Origin of the sequence: Simiduia agarivorans SA1 = DSM 21679, from assembly GCF_000305785.2 — a bacterium.
Taxonomy (GTDB): Bacteria; Pseudomonadota; Gammaproteobacteria; order Pseudomonadales; family Cellvibrionaceae; genus Simiduia; species Simiduia agarivorans.
Map to the genome: position 1 here is coordinate 2,618,971 of NC_018868.3, position 19,540 is coordinate 2,638,510.

The following is a 19,540-nucleotide window of genomic DNA, read 5'->3' on the forward strand; positions in this document are numbered from 1 at the left end:
GCTATAATGCACGCCGTTTTTTCACAGCCCCTATTTTCATAGCCCCTAGGACCAGACCATGAGCAAAGACACCAACCAATCCTGGGGCGGCCGCTTCAGTGAGGCGACAGACGCCTTCGTAGCCCGCTTTACCGCCAGCGTCGATTTTGACCGCCGCCTCTACCGCCAAGATATTCAAGGCTCCATTGCCCATGCCACCATGTTAGCGGAAGCCGGCGTGCTCACCGAGGCGGAAAAAACCCAGATTATCGATGGCCTGACCGGGATCCGCGCCGACATTGAAGCCGGTAAATTCGAGTGGTCGGTAGCACTGGAAGACGTGCACATGAACATCGAATCGGCCCTCACCCAACGCATTGGCATTACCGGTAAGAAACTTCATACCGGCCGCTCGCGCAACGATCAAGTGGCGACCGACATCCGTCTGTATTTGCGTGACGAAATCGACGCCATTGGGGCCGAACTCACCCGCTTGCAGCAGGGGTTGATTGGCCTGGCCGAGCGCAACGCCGATACCATCATGCCCGGTTTCACCCACTTGCAAACGGCCCAGCCGGTGACCTTTGGCCACCATTTGCTGGCCTGGAATGAAATGCTGGAGCGCGACCATGGCCGCCTGATGGATTGCCGCAAGCGGGTCAATCAATCGCCGCTGGGCGCCGCTGCGCTGGCCGGCACCACTTACCCGATTCAGCGCGAACTCACCGCCCGGCTGCTGGGCTTTGATGCCCCCACCGAGAACTCGCTCGATTCCGTATCGGACCGCGATTTTGCCATCGAATTCTGCGCCTTTGCCTCGCTGCTGATGACTCACCTGTCGCGCGCGAGCGAAGAGCTGGTGCTTTGGACCAGCGCCCAGTTCAACTTCATTCACCTGCCCGACCGCTTCTGCACCGGCAGCTCGATCATGCCGCAAAAGAAGAACCCCGATGTGCCCGAGCTGGTGCGGGGCAAGTCCGGCCGGGTCAACGGCCACCTGATCGCACTGCTGACGCTGATGAAATCCCAGCCGCTGGCCTACAACAAGGACAATCAGGAGGACAAGGAGCCCTTGTTCGACGCCGTGGATACGGTCAAAGACTGCCTGCGCGCCTTCGCCGACATGATCCCGGCCATTGAACCCAATGTAGCGTCCATGCGCGAAGCCGCCCGCCGGGGCTTTTCCACCGCCACCGATCTGGCCGATTATCTGGTGCGCAAGGGCGTCGCCTTCCGCGATGCCCACGAGATTGTGGGCAAGAGCGTGGCTTACGGCATCGCCCAGAAGAAGGATTTGTCGGAAATGCGCCTGGACGAATTGCGCCAGTTCAGCGACACCATTGAGCAGGATGTGTTCGATGTACTGACCCTGGAAGGTTCGGTCGCGGCCCGCAATCACGTGGGCGGTACCGCGCCCGATCAGGTGCGCGCCGCCTGCGGGCGCGCCAGGGACAAGCTCGCCACTCGGGGCTGAGGCGTCGGGCCGGGCAACGGACTGCCCGCAACCACCACTATTCAACCCGCCTCCAGAGCCTATACTGGGAATGAACCAGTAAGCGCGTAGTCATGGCTCAAGAACCCAAAATCGAAAAACTGCTCACCACCATTGAGCTGCTGAAGGCGGAAAACCGCCAATTGCAGGCGTCGCTCGACGCCTATACCTTGTCGGTGCAGGACAAAGAAGACCACGAGCGCTTTTTCGAGCACTGGGCCAACCGGCTGGCCAAGCCCGAGCTGAACCAGGAAATGGACAAAGCGCTGGCGGCGCTCAGCCTGCACCTGCAGCTGGATTTCATGACGCTGTTCGATTTCGACAGCGCGCAACCCGCCTTTGAATACAATACCGGTTACCCACCCAGGCAACAGTCCGATACCCACGCCGACCAACCCTCGCTCAATTACCCATGGATTTTCAGCGTTATCCGCCAGGGCATGACCAGCATCATCCACGACCGCGAACGCCTGCCCGCCGAAGCGAACACCGACCGGGACACGCTGGCACTGCACGAGATCCGTGCGCTGATTTCAGTGCCCTACTTCAATGCCAATGGCCTGGTGGGCGTGGGTACCTATGGCGTGAATCAGCACGCCAGAAACTGGGATCCGGCACACATCAAACTGCTGGAAGACTTTACCAAAATCGCCTTCAGCCACCAGGCGCAACAAGCCATGTTGCGCCGGGAAACCGTGCAACAGGATTTGTTGTTGTCGGTGATGGAATCGGCACAGGTGGGCTATTCCATCTGGCAAGACCAGGGCCCGGTAATCTACTCACCCAACTGCGGCCCTTTGTTTGGTTATCCCGCGGGCACCGCCATCGATGTGTTTGAACACGTTCATGAAGACGACAAAGAATTGGTGATGGGCAAAATCATGGAGGCCATCAAAACCTCTGCGCCCAACGAATTTATTTTCAGAGCCTATGATCGTTTGGGGCAATTGCACTGGTTTCACCATAAAACCAGTCTGATCCGGTCCGACGACAACGGCCGCGTGCAACGACTGGTCAGCAGCTTTACCAATATCGATGCCGAGCAGGAAGCCAAAAAGCAACGCAAGCTCACCCGCAAACTGGAATCGCAACTGGCCCGACTGGTGATCAACCTGCATCGCGAAGAAGGCAGTCAGGCGCAAACCTACGAGCGAACACTGAAAGAATTAGCGAAGCTGGTTGAGGCGGACCGCTGTTTTATTTTTTACCGGCGCGACGACAAAGATTCACCCCGGCTGCGTTATGAATGGCAGGCGCCCGGGTTGGAACCTGTGAGTCGGTTTTGGGACAAGGTGAAAACCAGCCAGTACTTTACCAAAGACACACCGCTGTTTTTTGACGCCAATAACGGCGCACATGCCCGGTTGATTCCGGCACAAGACAAAGCCCGGGCCGTGATGGTATTACCCATGCTGCCCATTTATTTGTTTGATGCTTATCTCGTTGTCGAACGGATGCAATCCGACAAAGCCTGGAGCGGCGTGGACAAGCGATTTGGCTCTACCGTGGCAGACGCCATTGGCATCTGTTATGTGCGCAACAAACTCAATGACCGGTTAATCCGCAGCGAGCAGCGGTTCCGCGATGCCATGGAAACCACCCGCGATGGCATTTGGGAATGGGATCTGGACACCGACGAGGTCTACATCAGCCCCAGCTTGTATCGCATGGCAGGCTATGAACCGGGCGAGCTACCCATGAGTGCAAGCACATTGCGGGGACTGGTACACCCCGACGATGAACCGATGGTTGTGGCGGAGATGCAAAAATTAAAGCAGGGCGGCCTGCCGTTTGAAGAGGGCCGGTTGCGCTGGCGCCACAAAAACGGGCGAACCCTGTGGGTCTATGGCCGCGCACGCTGCACCGAACGCAGGCCCGATGGCAGCGTGCGACGGATTCTGGCGGTGGTTTCGGATTTCACCCAGGTGGTCAGTCAGGAAAAAGCTCTCAAGCAGGCACGCGCGCAGGCCGAAAGCGCCAACGTGGCGAAGACCGAATTTCTGGCGCGTATGAGTCACGAGATCCGCACGCCCATGAATGCCATCATCGGCATGTGCCATCTGGCACAGGACACCCAGCTCGATGACCAGCAAAAAGCCTACCTCGAACACATTGATACTGCCGCCAACTCGCTGCTGCACATCATCAATGAAATTCTGGACTTCTCCAAAATCGAGGCCGGCAAGCTGGACCTGGAACAATTGCCGTTTCAGTTCGAGTCGCTGTTTGATCAGTTGGATAAATTGCTCAGCCTGAAAGCCGCGGAAAAAAACCTGGAGTTGTTATTCCAACCCGATCCCGATATTCCGCCCATGCTGGTAGGCGACAGTCTGCGCCTGGGTCAGGTGCTCACCAATCTGGTCTCCAATGCCATAAAGTTTACCGCCGAAGGCCAGGTGTTGGTGCGCGCCCGGCTCATCGGGAGTGAAGATGAACAGGTCGATGTCGAATTTGCCGTAAAAGATACCGGCATCGGATTGACGGAAGCCCAACGGGCGCAGTTGTTCAATCCTTTTACCCAGGCCGACGGTTCAACCACCCGCCAGTTTGGTGGCACCGGCCTTGGCCTGTCCATTTGTAAACGCTTGGTCAATCTCATGCACGGCGACATCCGGGTAGAAAGCCGGCCGGGTAAAGGTTCGGATTTCATATTCAATGTAAAACTGACCCGCGCCGCCAAAACCGACCTGTTGCACAGCCGGCAAATACCGGCGTTATCCAGTCTGCGGACCTTGATTGTCGATGACAATCCCACGGCACGGGAAGTGATCAGTGCCACTGCGCGCTCGCTCCAGCTGGAGGCGAGCACCGCCGACAGCGCCCGACAGGCCCTGACCGCCACCGGAGCATCCGGCGCCAACTACGACCTGATTCTGATGGACTACGCCATGCCGGATATGGATGGCATCACCGCCAGCAAGGCCATCAGGGCCAGCCAGGCGGATAGCCCGCCCATGATCATCATGGTGTCTGCCTGCGACCGGGACACCATCATGACGGAGGAAAACCGGGCTATCGTGGATGGCTTTGTGGCCAAACCGGTGACCCAATCGCGCCTGTACGACGCCATTACCCGGGTGTTGGGCACCCAACCGGAACCCAGCGCGGCCAAATCCGATGACCGGCCCGATCACTGGCCCGCGCTGGACGGCGCCAGGGTCTTGCTGGTGGAAGACAACCCCGTGAACCAGAAGGTGGCCCAGGGCCTGCTGAAAAAGCAATTGGTGGTCTGCGAGCTGGCCAACAATGGTCAGGAAGCCATCGACGCCCTGCTCGCGAAGGGACCGGATTTTTATCAGGCGGTGTTAATGGACGTGGAGATGCCATTGGTGGACGGCTATCAGGCCACCCGCTTCATCCGGCAGCGCAAAGCCTTCGACAGGCTGCCGGTGATCGCAATGACCGCCCATGCCATGGAAAGCGATCGCCAGCGCTGTCTGGAGGCCGGCATGAACGCCTTCATCCACAAGCCCATCAAGCCCGCCATGCTGTACCAGACCCTGGCGGAGCAATTGCAGTTAAGTCAGCGGCCCACCGCTGCGCCGGAATAGTTGGACAAGTAACCAATATCGTGCCATGTTGGCCTGTAAGGCCGTGGTTAATACCGCGAAATCAAGGCAGATAGTTTCTCGACAGCCTGCTAATCTGAAAGCTGGCCCTCAGGGATACCTAGAGATTCATGGATAAGAAATCGCTGGAGCAGCAACTGGCAGACGCACAGGCGCGCATCGCGCAGCTTGAGGCCCGCCTGCACGCCGAACCTGCGAATAATCTCATCGCCGAGAGCGAGGCCTGGCTGCGCAAGATAACGATTGAGCTGTTTGATCGGGATGACGTCGGGGCGCTCACCGATGCGATGGCCCAGTTGGGTGAATTTCTGCAGGTGGATGATTGCGTTCTGGCCCAGAACCAAGATGGCCAGTTTGTTAACGTCCTGCACTGGCAACGCTACCCGGACCGTTACCCACTGGAACAGTTGCTCGCCATCAAAATGGAGCACATGCCCGATGCCTATGCCCATATGCGCGAGGGTCGGGTTCGCCAGGATCCGGATGTGGTCGCCGGCGGTTACGTGAGCCCCGAAGCCGCCCAGCTGATCAGCCACATGAATATTGGCGCCTATATCACGGTGCCGGTGTTGCATCATGGTGAACTGCACAGCTTTCTGGTACTGATCCAGCGCGAGCGGCCGCGTCGCTGGACCGAAAACGATGTCCATGTGGCTGAAACTTTCAGCGCTTTATTAACCCTGGCGCTCACCCGTCAGGAATCCCTGCGTGCGCTGGGTGCCAGCCAGCAGCGTTATCAGGATGCGCTGGCAGCCACCCGCGACGGTATCTGGGAATGGGATTTGCGCAGCCAACGCATTTTCCTGAGCGAAGGCGTCTTCCGGATGCTGGGCTACGCACCGGAAGCCCGCACTGTGTCACCGGAGGAATTCAAGGCACTGTTGCACCCCGACGAACGCCACCAGTTCGAGCTGTTCGAGCGCTTCGCCGGTGGTGACCATGACATCGAACCCGAATTCAACTCGCGTGAGGTGCGCATGCGCCACAAAAGTGGCCGCGAGGTATGGTGTTTTGTCCGGGCAAAATTTGTCGGCGCCGAACACGGACAAAAGCCGACGAAAATCGTTGGCGTCAATGCCGACATTTCGCGCTTCAAAGCGGTACAAGAAGAACTCACGGTCGCAAAATCGCTGGCCGACTCTGCCAGCCAGGCGAAAAGTGAGTTTCTCACCCGCATGAGTCACGAGATACGCACGCCCATGAATGCCATCATCGGCATGGGCCATTTGCTGAGCGACACACGCCTGAGCCGCACGCAGAAAGATTATCTGTCGAATATTGATCAAGCGGCCAACTCACTGCTTGGTATCATCAACGAAATTCTGGATTTCGCCAAAATTGAAGCCGGCACCATTGTGCTGGAACACAATCACTTCGATCTTTCGGATGCACTCGCCAAGCTGGTGCGCAAAGCGGCACCCGCGGCCGAGCGGAAGAATCTCGAAGTCCTGGTTCACATGGCCCCAGAGGTGCCCCACTATTTACGCGGCGACTCCCTGCGGCTGCGCCAGGCACTGTTCAATCTGCTCGACAATGCGATCAAATTTACCCACAAGGGCGAAATCCAGATCAACGTCAGTGTGCATGAAACCAATACACACTATGTTGCATTAAAGTTCGATGTCTGCGATCGCGGCATCGGCATGACCCGCGAGCAACTGGCGGAATTATTCACCCCGTTCATGCAGGCAGATGGATCTACCCGCCGGCGCTTCGGCGGCACCGGACTCGGACTGACCGTCAGTAAACACCTGATAGAACTGATGCACGGCGAAATTTCGGTAAACAGCTCACCGGGTCAGGGCAGCCAATTCAGTTTCACCGCCCGTTTCGGCCACAGTGTAATAGGCGCGCTACCGGTGCGGGATAAATCACAGAAATTCCGCCACCTGAAAACGTTGGTTGTGGATGACAACAAGGCAGCCCGCCAGATTCTGACCAACCTGGCCACGCACCTGGATCTGCACGTCACGTCAGTGGCCAGTGCCGCCGAGGCGTTCAGCGCCATTGAACTGGCTGATCGCGATCAACCGTTTGATCTGGTCTTAATGGACTACCAGATGCCGGAAATTGATGGCCTGAGTGCAAGCCGGACCATCAAAGAAAAATTATCGCTGTCCCAGATACCTGCCATTATTCTGGTGTCTGCGTTCCACCGCGACGAAGTACTGGGCGACAAGCAATCACAGACTGACATTCCGGTTGAGAGTTTTATTTCCAAACCCATCAGCCAGAGCCACTTATTCGACGCTATTGCCGAAGTCTTTGGCGACAGCGTATTCCGCAGCGATGCCGACCAGTTACCGGCAGAACAGCTGGCGAAAACGCTCAAGGGCGTGCGCGTGTTGCTGGCTGAAGACAATGTGGTGAATCAGAAAGTGGCTGTGGGTATTCTGAATAAAATGGACGTGGCGGTGGATATCGCCAACAACGGCCAGGAAGCCATCGACCTGCTCAACTCCCACGCCTGCAATTACTATGGCGCGGTACTGATGGACATGGAAATGCCGGAAGTGGACGGCTACGACGCCACCCGCCGGATGCGCGCAGGCAATCACTGTAAGGATATCCCCATCATCGCCATGACCGCACACGCCATGCGCGGCGATAAAGAACGGTGCCTGGCCGCCGGTATGGATGCCTACATCACCAAGCCGGTGAAACCCGAATTGCTGTATCAGACACTGGCCAGTTTTATCGCTAAATCAAAACAGACCCAGCCGAATTGATGGCCGACGGTGAGCCCAATCACCACCCTCTGGACAGCGCGCGGGACCGCGAAACCACCGCCCAGATACGCGCGCGCTTTCACGCCCTGAATCAAAGCCGGTTAGCGCTTGCACAGATGTCACTGAGCGAACGCCAGTGCGACGCACTTCGCCTGTTACCCCTTTTGCTGCACATCAACCACCCACGCTTGCCCGGTTTTTGCGGCACTGCGGTGCCCAGTGGTATCAGCCAGTTCGATCCCGATCCACACCAGCTGCAATTGGCCCGCAAAATCACACCGGGATTCCGCTATGGTGGAACGCGCAACCGATCCAACCAACTCGCCGCGCTGTATGTGATGGGCAGCGTTGGCACTGTGGCGCAAGGCGCTCACAGCGACATGGATTTCTGGGTGTGTTGTGAATCTTCCGTCGGTCCTGACGATCGTCAGCAGTTAACCGATAAAACCCAGCGCCTGAGCCAATGGGCCAGCGGTCTAGGACTGGAATGGCATTTTTTTGTGATGGATGCCGACGCCTTTGCCCGTGGCACCTTGCAAACGCTGACCACGGAGAGCAGCGGCAGCGCGCAACATTTCCTGCTGCTCGATGAATTCTATCGCTCGGCCATATTGCTCGCCGGTCAGGAACCGCTTTGGTGGTACATGAACGCCGCCAATCGCGCGCGTTATTCTGAACAGCGCGCATTGTTTCAGAAAACCCGGTTCCTGCGCGAAGAACAGTGGCTCGATTTTGGCCCCGTTTGCGATGTGCCACCCGAGGAATTTGTTTCCGCTGCTGTCTGGCAGCTTTACAAGGCCATCAGTTCACCGCACAAATCGCTGCTGAAATTGTGGCTGCTTGAAGTCTATCTTGGTCGCTACCCACAGGTATTGACGCTGGCAGATAAAATGAAGCTGTTGGTTTATGCCGGCAATTTTCACCCCGAATCGCTCGACCCTTATTTATTGTTATTGCAGGAGCTCACCGACTATTTTGTCAGCCGTAAGGAGTTTGATCGCCTGGAATTAATGCGCCAGTGTTTTTATGTCAAACTGGCCAAACGCTACCGCGACCTTACCAAACCGCATCACGCACCATTGCGCAACGCGTTGGACGAATGGTTGTGGAACCCGATTGATTTTGAGCACCTCGACAACATGCATCAATGGAATGCGCAGCAGGTAATCAATGAACGCCGCAAATTAACCCACGAGCTCACCAACAGCTACCGGCACCTGTTGCACATGGCGCGCACCACCAGTCCAAACCTCGAACTGGCGCACGAAGACATTGGCGTACTCGGGCGCAAGCTGTTCGCCAGCTTTGAACGCAGCAGTGGAAAAATAGAACGGATCAATATGGGTATCAGCAGCGATCTGCAAGCGCGCTACCTGTTGATAGAGCAGGAACAGAATCAATGGTGTCTCTACATCACCAATCGTCGATGGGAAAAAACCCGCACGCCATTGATCGGTCACGGGCAATTGGCGTTCGTATTGCTGTGGGCCTATTGCAATGGCGTGCTCACCCCGCAGTCGCGGCTGCGCTGGCTGACTGAATCCGCCCATCAGGATCTGCGCCCATGGCTGCGCTGCATGACATCGCTACCCCTGTTACCCTGGCACGAAGCCAGACACGATGCGTTTACCCGCAAGGCCAGTGCAGAGCTTTGGGTGGTGTTGGTCAATGATCCGGGCCACTTACCGGATTTCAGTTTTTATTCAGACCGACCGGAAACCGATCCACTCAATACCAGTGCCGGCAGCCTGATCCGGCACCTGCAATTAATTACCCGCAACAGCTGGGGCGAAATTCATTGGCACAACCTTGGCGATTCACTGGCGGAATTAATCGCGCGCTTTGGCGATCAACAACCCAGACCCGGCCAGATGGAAGTCCGCAGCCTGTCGCGCGTCGCAGCGACATTGATTGAGCAACGCCTGAGCCAGTTGCTGCAGCGATTGCACTCGTTGGTTGATGCCAGGCTGTTGCTGGTCAATGGCGACCAGATCATTCTCTGGGATGGTGCCGACAGCGGCGGCTTTGACTCGGTCGATGCACTTTTTTGCCACCTTGCCAAACCCAGGCAACGCAAAACCCCCTGGCAATTGGACAACCCGGACCATCTACCGGATAACCTGATACTCCTGCGCGGACCGGCACAGTTTCAAACGGAAGGCTTGCAGGTATTTTATCGGATCACCGGCCAACACGCCGAAGTCCTGGTGCACGATGAATGCGGCAGCATGGTCCACTTCCGCACCAGCTACTACCAGCGCGATAACCTGCTCAAGCCGCTGCACCATTTCCTGCGCGCAATTGTCCAGCGGTTGCCGCTGGATCAGCATCGCTGGCTGTTCGGCATCATTCCCATCCAGTTTTATCAATGGCATGACACCGGCCGCTGGCAACAACAACATGCCACCAGCGATATCAGCCGGTTGCCTCTTGGGCGGCTGCATATCGCTGTGCTGGATATGAATGATGCGCCCACCGCGCCCGGGCAATGGCGACTGCAGGCCTGGCTGGACCATCAGGCCATCGAAGGTGAGCCCATGTGCCGGGCCATTGCTGCGGCGGTATTGGCTTGCCGCAGCTCCGGTGAGCGCTATCCCGTGCACATCACCGATCTGGAAATCGACGCCTGTAAACGTTCACTGCCCGTGCTGGGCCAGTTACAATCCAGCCATTATCTGACCGTCAAGGTGCAGCTGGAAGCCGCCATCAACAGCGCAATGCAAGCCTTATAACGCGAGGCATGCGTTTTACTGCAGTTGAGAGGACAGCCATCCTAACGGTATACTTTCGCCCCCTTTTTCAGAGCAAGATCATGAAACACATTTGCATCCTGTGCGCATTGTGTCTGTTCCTCACCCTGGCCGGTTGCGGTCAGAAGGGCCCGCTGGTGGTTCCTCAACCCGAACAGTCTGAATCCACCGCTGAACAATAACCCTCAGGTTTTAACCATGGCTTACTTTCCCCGCGTGCAGGGTCGCTTGCACGTTGAATCCCTGCCTCTGGCGGATATCGCGCACGAATTCGGGACCCCCACCTATGTGTACAGCCGCGCCGCCCTGACCGATGCCTTCCAGGCGTATCAGCACGCCCTCGGCGACCATCCCGGACTCGTGTGCTTTGCGGTAAAGGCCAATTCTAACCTGGGCGTTCTGGGGCTGTTGGCCGACCTGGGCGCGGGTTTCGATATTGTCTCTGAAGGTGAACTGGAGCGGGTCTTACTGGCCGGCGGCAAGCCCGAAAAAATTGTCTTTTCCGGCGTTGGCAAAACCCCGGCTGCCATGCGCAAAGCGCTGGAAGTGGGCGTGCATTGTTTCAATGTGGAATCGGAAGCCGAGCTGGAACTGCTGTCGGAGGTGGCCCTGCAATGCGGCACCACGGCGCCGGTTTCGCTGCGGGTGAACCCGGATGTGGATGCCAAAACCCACCCCTACATTTCCACCGGCCTGAAAGAGAACAAATTCGGGATCGATATTGCGCGCGCGCCCGAAGTTTACGCCCGTGCCGCGGCGTTAGCAGGCTTGCGGGTGGTGGGCGTGGATTGCCACATCGGTTCCCAGCTCACCGAACTGGACCCCTTTCTGGATGCGCTCGATCGCCTGCTGGCGCTGATTAATCAACTCAAACACCGCGGCATCTCGCTCGAACACATCGATATTGGCGGCGGCCTGGGCGTGACCTATCAACAGGAAACACCGCCGCCCATCGCCGAGCTGATCAATGCCGTCAAAGCGCGCCTGTCGGACTCGGGTCTGGCCCTGGTCATGGAGCCCGGCCGCTCCATTTGTGCCAATGCCGGTGTATTGCTGACCGAAGTGCTGTTCCTGAAGCCCACCGAGCACAAGAACTTTGCCATTATCGACGCCGCCATGAACGACAACATCCGGCCGGCCTTATACCAGGCCTGGCAAGGTGCGGAAGTGGTGGATCAGCACGCGGGCGAAACCAAAACCTGGGACCTGGTGGGCCCGGTCTGTGAAACCGGCGATTTTCTCGCCAAGGATCGCCCTCTGGCACTTGCAGCCGGCGACCTGATCGCAGTAATGTCCACGGGAGCTTACGGCTTTACCATGAGTTCCAATTACAACAGCCGGCCCCGCGCCGCTGAGGTGATGGTAGACGGCGACCGCGCCCACCTGGTGCGCGCACGTGAAACCCTGGCCGACCTGACTCGTGGCGAGAGCCTGTTACCCAATTGAACCCGTTTATCCAGGCCCGTGGGTCCTGGGATAGACGACCGGGAAAAGTAATACCATGCGCCTCCGCTTTACCAAAATGCACGGCCTCGGCAATGACTTTGTCATGATCGATGCCATCAGCCAGCGGGTCCGGCTGACCCCGGAAAAAGTCCGCCAGTTGGCCGACCGCCGCTTCGGAGTAGGTTGCGATCAGGTACTGATCGTAGAAGAACCCACCTCACCTGACGTGGATTTCCGCTACCGGATTTACAACGCCGATGGCAGCGAAGTGGAAAACTGCGGCAACGGCGCGCGTTGCTTCGCCAATTTCGTGCGCGAACGCAAACTCACCGGCAAGCAATCAATCGTGGTACAAACCGCCGCTGGCGTGATGACCCTGAACATTGCCGACGGCGATAAAGTGCAGGTGGATATGGGTGCGCCCGTGCTGGTGCCCGCGCAGGTGCCATTTCAGGCCAATGAGCAAGCGGCGACCTACGCCATCGAAGCGGATGGCCAGCAATGGCAGGTGAGCGCGGTGTCCATGGGTAATCCGCATTGCGTGCTGGTGGTGGACGACACCGAGACTGCCCCGGTGGCGACGCTCGGCCCCGTACTGGAAGCGCATCCGTCCTTCCCCAACAAAGCCAATGTGGGCTTTATGCAGATCCTGTCGCGACGCGAAATCAATCTTCGGGTCTACGAGCGCGGCGCCGGAGAAACCCTGGCCTGCGGCACCGGCGCGTGCGCGGCAGTGGTAGCGGGCCGGCTGCGCGACCTGTTAGACTCGGACGTTGTGGTCAACCTGCCGGGTGGCAGCCTGACCATCCAGTGGCAAGGCGGCGAACACCCGGTGGTGATGACCGGGCCTACGGCGCACGTTTTCCACGGCCAGATAAAAATCTAATCGCAAGGACTAAACCTGTGTCTGAGCACACGATCAGCGATGCCGAAGTGGCCAAGTACCTGGCCGACAACCCCGACTTTTTCAGCCGCCACGGCGACCTGCTCGCCGACCTGACGCTTCCGCATGAAAGTGGCGAGGCCATTTCGCTGGTGGAAAAACAGGTGTCGGTGCTGCGCGAGCGCAACATGGACATGCGCCACCGCTTGTCCAACCTGCTCGACAATGCGCGCGAAAACGACAAGCTGTTCGACAAAACCAAACGCCTGGTATTGGCGCTGCTCGAGGGCCGGCGCGCGGAAGACACCATCAATGCGTTGCACTACAGCTTTGACAAAGACTTCCAGATCCAATTCACCCGCCTGGTGTTGTTCCGGCCACAAACCGGCAAACTGGGCCAGGCCCGTTGCGTCACGCTCACCGACGCCAAGGCACCGCTGGGGCGTATTCTGAAAACCCAGAAAGCGTTTTGTGGCCAGCTGGCCAATGAAGAAAAAGCCTACCTGTTCGGCGAGCAGGCACCGCTGGTGGCGTCTGCTGCCTTGGTACCGCTGATGCACGGCACCTGTTATGGCTTGTTGGTAGTGGGCAATCGCGACGCCAACTATTACCGCTCCAGCATGGGCACCCTGTTTCTGAGTTACATCGCCGAAGTGTTGAACCGGGTCTTGCCCTACCAACTGGACGCTTGATGGACAGCGCGCCCTTCAGTCAGGAACTGGAATCCTTTCTGGTCTGGCTGGCGCGCGAACGCCGCCTCTCCTCCCACACCTGCGCCGCCTACGCCCGCGATCTGGCCAAGCTCCAGCAATTTTGCGCCCAGCGCAATCTCGGCCTGGCCGATCTGGACGTGCACGCCGTGCGCCAATGCCTGGCCCAACAACATCGCGCGGGTCTGGCCGGTAAAAGCTTGCGGCGCTGGCTCTCCGCCCTGCGCAGTTTTTTTGCCTACGGCGTACGCCAGCGCTGGTTGGCGGCCGACCCCGCCGCCGGCATCACCGCCCCTAAAGTCGAGAAAAAGCTGCCCGCCACTCTGGATGTGGACGAAGTGGGCCAGCTGTTGAACTTCAGCCAGGACGACAGTCTCTCCAGCCGGGATCTGGCCATGCTGGAGCTGACCTATTCGTCCGGCCTGCGCCTGGCCGAGCTGGCAGGGCTCGACGTCACCGATCTGGACCTGTCCGATGCCACGGTCCGCGTCACCGGTAAGGGCAACAAAAGCCGGGTACTGCCAGTGGGACGGATGGCCGTGAGGGCGCTCCGGCAATGGCTCAAGGAGCGCGCGGACCTCGCCGCCGCCGGCGAAACCGCGCTGTTTGTCAGCCAACGGGGTAGTCGCATCAGCCATCGCCGCATTCAGCAACTGTTTGGTGAACACAGTCTGCGCCAACAACTGGACAAAGCGGTACACCCGCACATGCTGCGCCACTCCTTTGCCAGCCACATGCTGGAATCCTCCAGCGACCTGCGCGCGGTGCAGGAGTTACTGGGTCACGCCAACATCTCCACCACCCAGATATACACTCACCTGGATTTCCAGCACCTCGCCAAGGTCTATGATCAGGCCCACCCACGCGCCCAGAAAAAAGGGCCCACCGACGCCGAGTAACGCGCGCCCGCCCGGCCTCTGTTCAGAACGCTGGGCGCATGATAGTCTCAATGATCAATCGCACGTCAGTCCAAGCCCAATAACATCGACGGCGATATAGGGGTAGGTGTATTTTGACCAGCACAATCAAGCTCATCAGTTTCGATCTGGACAACACGCTCTGGGATGCCACCCAGCTGTTGACGGCCGCGGAAATCCATACGCACCAGTGGCTGGAGCAGTTCTGCCCCAAGCTCACGCGCAAGTACAGCGCGGATCAGTTGCGCATGGCGCGCATGGAGTATTGGCAACGCCACCCCGAATTCCGTCATCTGATCACCCGCGTGCGCCGCGACAGCCTGCGCGCCAAACTGATCGAAGCCGGCTATTGCCTGAGCGAGGCCATTGAGCTGGCAGACCTGGCCATGGACGTGTTCATGGAAGCCCGTCACCGGGTGCACTATTACGACCATGCGCTCACCACGCTGGATGACCTGCACAATCACTACCGCCTCGCCGCCATATCCAACGGCAATGCCTGCACCCAGCGCCTGGGCCTGAAGCAATTTGATTTTCATCTCAGCGCCGAAACCGTGGGTGCCGCCAAACCCAGCCCGGAGCCGTTCGAATTGGCCCTGGCCATGGCCGATGCCAACCCTGCGGAGATGGTACATATCGGCGATAACCCGCAAGAAGACATTCAGGCGGCCGCCAATCTGGGCATCAATACCATCTGGTACAACCCCACCAACAAACCCTGGGAACTCCAGCCCTGTCGCCCCAGTGCGACGGTGCGGTGTTTGTCACAGATTCCCGCTGCGATCGCCGGACTGATGCAGGCGCCGCTGGCTGCGCAGTGGGCGTAAGTAAAACCCGCACCAGCTTTTACCGCCGGCTCTATCTCGCCTGGTTGATCAACCGGGGCATCAATAACGTACCGGCCATTCAAGCCGCTACCGGCATGCCCCGACGCACCGCGCAGGACACCCTGAACGCTATCCATGAGCTGGATATTGCCTGCGTATTTGAAGGTGCCAATAAAAATGGTGGCTATGAAATCGCAGACTGGGGGCCAATCAATCCAGCGTGGCTGGAGGCCAATGCCGGCCGGTTAGCGGAAGTGCTGGAATACCCCTTCCCACCTACGCCCACTGCGTGAAAAGCATATACCGTAGGGTGGATTAGCAAAGCGTAATCCACCAAAAAAACCCGGTAAATCGCTGGCTCGCCCTGAATGCCGCAGCCGCGCAAACGCCGCGGAATCCCGGTTCACACCTCAGACCAGAGCGCAAAAGGCACATGCCGTAGGGTGGATTAGCGAAGCGTAATCCACCAAAACAACCCGGCAGGTGCCCGGCCTCTCTGGCATACACTCACTACGCGCATGTGCTGCTTTACCCCATGGGTATCGCGGTGGATTACGCTTCGCTAATCCACCCTACAACAATTTCCTCGGGATGAGCTCCCGTTGGTCGCTGGCCTTCGCTGCGCTTCGATTGACTCAGGGGCGTCCTGCCCCTGACCGCTGCGCGGCGCTGGCGCGGCCCAAATCGTTCCTGACGATTTGTCGAACCGGGGGTTCGAACCAAGACCTTCGGATTTGCCATATAAAAAAGCCCACGCGGGAATGGGTAGAGGGGCTTTTTCAGGGTTGGGCACTGCCCTCGGGATGAGCTCCCGTTGGTCGCTGGCCTTCGCTGCGCTTCGGCTCGAACCCGGGGGTTCGAACCAAGACCTTCGGATTTGCCATATAAAAAAGCCCACGCGGTTGCGTGGGCTTTTTTATATGGCGCACCCGAAGGGATTCGAACCCCAGACCTCTGCCTCCGGAGGGCAGCGCTCTATCCAGCTGAGCTACGGGTGCTTAAACGGAGTCGCGTTCAGCGAGAGCGCGCATGATACGCAGTTGGGGGGCGTTCGTCTATGGTTCACTGGTTTTCGCCGTGGCTGCTTTGTGGCTATAATGCGGGCTTTCGGGCCAATGGTGGCTCAGGTGAAAACAAGGGGAATTTCGTGGCGCAGATGAACAAGGTATGGGGTCTGTTTGCAGCAGCTGGTTTGGGGCTGTGTTTGTCCGTAGTAGCAATGGCCGATCGCCAGCAAGACATTGCAGACCGGATCAAGCCGGCGGGCAAATCCTGCCTGGTGGGCGAAGAGTGCGCGGCCGCGCCCGTCGCAGTGGCGTCCAGTGACGGTCCCCGCAGTGGTGAACAGGTCTATACCACCAAATGCTTCAGCTGCCATGCCACCGGTGCCGCAGGCGCACCCAAGCTGGGTGATGCAGCCGCCTGGGCTCCCCGCATTGCCCAGGGTGCAGAAACACTTTACACCCACGCCATTGGCGGCCTGAACGGCATGCCAGCCAAGGGCCTGTGCATGGATTGCTCTGATGATGAAATCAAAGCGGCAGTGGATCACATGGTGGCCGGCTCTCAGTAACGCCGTTCACTCCATAAAAAAACCCGGCATATGCCGGGTTTTTTTATGCTTGGTCGAATTCGCCATTCAGATCCAGTTACTGCCCGAGACGGATAAACACGTGTTCCTCATCGTAATTATCAAAATACGCGGGTCGCTGCTTATCGGCGGACCGGGTTTCCAACCGACGCTGCTCACGGAACGCTGCAATGCCACCTTCCTGACCATAACCGTTAACGCCGATTTGCAGGGAATCAACAGACACCGCATCCAGTTCTAACGCCGTTTCGATATCGGCGGGCAAACTCAGATTCGGTATAGTGCCTTGCAAGGCGCCATCGATCTGCCATTTGAAATTGTCGCCGAGCGCAGAAACATACACCGACGCCCGGTTAGTGCCAAAACCTGAAAAATCGTAGGCGGCCGACTCATCGTTTAACACCTTGGTGGCGAGCGCTTCTATCTCGCTCACCAGCGTTACTTCGTTCTCGGCGATCAATACCTGAACCTGATCGGCCTGATCCACTTTCACCCGGCGGATAGCCCGATAAGTCAACTGATCTCCATTGGGTTTTGTCGTTGTGGAGCTCCGATAGCCCTGCACCATATTGCTGTCATTCAGCCCCGGGAAAACAAAATTTTTGTCCAGGCGGCGCTGGTTCCATATGCGACCGTAGGCGGAGTTGGCATAAACCCAGTAGTGGGTGATGTCGGAGGCATTGCTGGAAATGGTCAATGCCTCCCCGATTTGATTGTTGTTTTCGAACAGTTCGGGCGACAGCGCATAGCTGACCACGCCATTCGTCACAGTCAGAGTGGCGGCTACTGCGTCCGCGCTGATGTTTTCGGGATAGAGCATGAGATTGACAACGCTGGTATCCGCACCTGCATCAAAACAGACAGACACTGTATCCGTACCGCCAACGAGTCCGAGGTCGGGTTCAGAAGCAAAATCCACTGTCTGTAAGCGCAAGTTGTATTGTGCGTAGCTGTCGATCAATGCGTCACTGTCAAAGCTCACATCCTGACAACTGCAACCGGCGTCAAACCCGCTCTCTACATTGCTCCACACGCCCACATCGCCAGCGGGAACATCCAGCCAGGTGTTTAAACGCCAGACGTTGCCGATTTTACTGACAGACGTCAGGTGCTTTGCAGCTTCGGGCCAAGCCATAGTGGCGGTCCCCTCGGCATCGGGCTGATAGGTTTCCAATACCGCGCCATCCTCGTCATGCACGACCCAGGTCGCTGTGGTATCGGGCACGGTGGACTCACAGTCTGAGCCTTTGGTTACCAACGACGCCGTCAATTCCGGTGTTGGTGTTGGCGTAGGCGTTGGACTCGGGGTTGGAGTTGGCGTAGGTGTTGGGCTCGGTGTCGGTGCCGGCGCGCCACCGCCGCCGCCACAGGCTGCCAGTAACAGTCCTCCCAACATTATCCCCAGGATCTTGTTCATATTGTTATCTCTTCCATGGTCTGATTTTATCGGCCAAAATTAGATCAAAGCATGGCACCTAAAACAACATGGAATCATTGCAAAAATCCGCCCGCTGGCGCCGGCATTGATTAGTATTCATCACCGGTTGTTTGAATTGTTTCGCACAGGAAATGACTGGAAAGTCGATTACACAAATGTACTGCCAATTCAGGGCGATTGAACCAGCACTACCTTGCCGACCGATTGGCCTGAACGCAGGCAATCCAAAGCGGCTTTTGCATCCGCAAAGGCGAACACATGACCTACGTGTGGGGGCGACAGATTCAATGCAACACAACCCTCCAGAAGCGCGTCAAACAACGCTTGCTCCTGCCAAAGCCAGATCAGATTGAATCCAAGTACAGACTTGTTCTCGCTGATCATATTCAGCAAGTCATAGCGCGGACGGGTTAAATAGCGCCAGGCGATCTTTAACCAATTGGGTTTATTGCCAGGGGTGAACTCGGCCGCACCAAATGCCACCAGACGCCCCATGGGCGCCAGTAAATCAAAGGCGTTTTTCTGAACAGCGCCACCGATGCCATCCAACACCAGATGCAGGGGGCGCTCGCCTAAATGCGATTGCAGTTGCTTACCGAAGTCCGGGCCACGCACCAGCACGTCGGTAAAGCCCAGAGCGTGCAGAAACCGTTTTTTGTGTTCATTGCCGACGGTGCCAATCGGATTAGCGCCCATCGCCCGCGCCATCTTCATGGCCTGCAACCCCACACCACCGGCAGCACTTTGAACCAGCACCTGCTGCCCCGGTTTGATATTGCCAAGCTCCGTTAACGCATAAAACGCGGTCAATGCCTGCACGGCAAAAGCCGCGCCCTGTTCGTAGGTCCAATCGTCAGGCAGCCCACGGCAGTGTTGTGGCAATACATCCACGCTATCGGCATAGGCGCCAAAGCGGATGCAGCCAAAGATGCGATCGCCGGGTTTGAAGTCGGTTGCGGCCTGTTCGCCCACAGCAACAACCACACCGGAAAACTCCAGCCCGGGCACAAAACTGCCCGCGGGCGTTGCGGAGTACAAACCGGTGAGGGCAAAAATATCGGCAAAGTTAAGCCCGACGGCTTGCACTGACACGCGGATTTTTTCCGGTGCCAGCGCCGGCATTGGCTCAGTGCACATTGCCAGATCAGACAGAGCGCCCGCTTTGGGCGTGCGCCACACCTGGCGGGTGCATGCTTCGTCGCGCGTCAT

Annotated in this window: 15 protein-coding genes and 1 tRNA gene; 12 read left to right on the top strand and 4 right to left on the bottom strand. The window is 57.9% G+C overall.

Annotated elements, in window-relative coordinates:
- Positions 1–58 precede the first annotated feature (58 nt).
- Together argH and M5M_RS19580 are read left to right on the top strand one after the other, a co-directional pair.
- Entirely contained in the window at positions 59–1,453 is a 1,395-nt protein-coding gene (argH, locus tag M5M_RS11655; RefSeq protein ID WP_015047702.1) for an argininosuccinate lyase, read from the top strand.
- A gap of 92 nt (positions 1,454–1,545) precedes the next feature.
- The gene (locus M5M_RS19580) at positions 1,546–5,022 is read left to right on the top strand and encodes a PAS domain-containing hybrid sensor histidine kinase/response regulator (RefSeq protein WP_015047703.1); all 3,477 of its coding nucleotides are present in this window, start codon (positions 1,546–1,548) and stop codon (positions 5,020–5,022) included.
- Here M5M_RS19580 and M5M_RS21070 read toward each other — a convergent pair.
- Positions 4,990–5,094, bottom strand: coding sequence for a hypothetical protein (locus tag M5M_RS21070; RefSeq protein WP_144062546.1), 105 nt, complete (start codon positions 5,092–5,094; stop codon positions 4,990–4,992). The two genes, M5M_RS19580 and M5M_RS21070, sit on opposite strands and share 33 nt — an antisense overlap.
- A 56-nt stretch (positions 5,095–5,150) precedes the next feature.
- Here M5M_RS21070 and M5M_RS11665 point away from each other — a divergent pair, with 56 nt between their 5' ends.
- The 9 genes from M5M_RS11665 to M5M_RS11700 all read left to right on the top strand — a co-directional run bounded on the left by M5M_RS11665 (position 5,151) and on the right by M5M_RS11700 (position 15,595).
- Complete coding sequence (locus M5M_RS11665) at positions 5,151–7,769, top strand: hybrid sensor histidine kinase/response regulator (protein WP_015047704.1); 2,619 nt, start codon at positions 5,151–5,153, stop codon at positions 7,767–7,769.
- Positions 7,769–10,501 (top strand): class I adenylate cyclase, encoded by a 2,733-nt coding sequence (locus M5M_RS19585; protein ID WP_015047705.1) that lies wholly within the window; start codon positions 7,769–7,771, stop codon positions 10,499–10,501. The genes M5M_RS11665 and M5M_RS19585 overlap by 1 nt, the downstream gene beginning before the upstream one ends.
- 80 nt (positions 10,502–10,581) lie before the next feature.
- Positions 10,582–10,701, top strand: a complete 120-nt coding sequence (gene lptM, locus M5M_RS20775; protein ID WP_015047706.1) for an LPS translocon maturation chaperone LptM — start codon at positions 10,582–10,584, stop codon at positions 10,699–10,701.
- 16 nt (positions 10,702–10,717) lie between these two features.
- Positions 10,718–11,965: a diaminopimelate decarboxylase gene (gene lysA / locus M5M_RS11675; RefSeq protein WP_015047707.1), complete on the top strand. Its 1,248-nt coding sequence runs from the start codon at positions 10,718–10,720 to the stop codon at positions 11,963–11,965.
- A gap of 55 nt (positions 11,966–12,020) precedes the next feature.
- The gene (gene dapF, locus M5M_RS11680) at positions 12,021–12,851 is read left to right on the top strand and encodes a diaminopimelate epimerase (RefSeq protein ID WP_015047708.1); all 831 of its coding nucleotides are present in this window, start codon (positions 12,021–12,023) and stop codon (positions 12,849–12,851) included.
- A 17-nt stretch (positions 12,852–12,868) separates the two neighbouring features.
- Positions 12,869–13,540 (top strand): DUF484 family protein, encoded by a 672-nt coding sequence (locus M5M_RS11685; protein WP_015047709.1) that lies wholly within the window; start codon positions 12,869–12,871, stop codon positions 13,538–13,540.
- Positions 13,540–14,457 (top strand): tyrosine recombinase XerC, encoded by a 918-nt coding sequence (gene xerC / locus M5M_RS11690; protein WP_015047710.1) that lies wholly within the window; start codon positions 13,540–13,542, stop codon positions 14,455–14,457. The genes M5M_RS11685 and xerC overlap by 1 nt, the downstream gene beginning before the upstream one ends.
- 113 nt (positions 14,458–14,570) lie before the next feature.
- Positions 14,571–15,302 (top strand): HAD family hydrolase, encoded by a 732-nt coding sequence (locus tag M5M_RS11695; RefSeq protein WP_015047711.1) that lies wholly within the window; start codon positions 14,571–14,573, stop codon positions 15,300–15,302.
- Positions 15,293–15,595, top strand: coding sequence for a winged helix-turn-helix domain-containing protein (locus tag M5M_RS11700; RefSeq protein ID WP_015047712.1), 303 nt, complete (start codon positions 15,293–15,295; stop codon positions 15,593–15,595). Before M5M_RS11695 ends, M5M_RS11700 begins: the two co-directional genes overlap by 10 nt.
- A 628-nt stretch (positions 15,596–16,223) precedes the next feature.
- Here the strand turns inward: M5M_RS11700 and M5M_RS11705 are convergent.
- A tRNA-Arg gene (locus M5M_RS11705) sits at positions 16,224–16,300 on the bottom strand.
- Positions 16,301–16,458: 158 nt separating this feature from the next.
- On the opposite strand from M5M_RS11705, the gene M5M_RS11710 reads away from it, so the two are divergent.
- Positions 16,459–16,875, top strand: coding sequence for a c-type cytochrome (locus tag M5M_RS11710; RefSeq protein WP_024330429.1), 417 nt, complete (start codon positions 16,459–16,461; stop codon positions 16,873–16,875).
- Between the two features lie 76 nt (positions 16,876–16,951).
- On the opposite strand, the gene M5M_RS11715 is transcribed toward M5M_RS11710, so the two are convergent.
- Together M5M_RS11715 and M5M_RS11720 are read right to left on the bottom strand one after the other, a co-directional pair.
- Complete coding sequence (locus M5M_RS11715) at positions 16,952–18,310, bottom strand: hypothetical protein (RefSeq protein WP_016389370.1); 1,359 nt, start codon at positions 18,308–18,310, stop codon at positions 16,952–16,954.
- A 189-nt stretch (positions 18,311–18,499) separates the two neighbouring features.
- The gene (locus M5M_RS11720) at positions 18,500–19,540 is read right to left on the bottom strand and encodes a zinc-binding dehydrogenase (RefSeq protein ID WP_015047715.1); all 1,041 of its coding nucleotides are present in this window, start codon (positions 19,538–19,540) and stop codon (positions 18,500–18,502) included.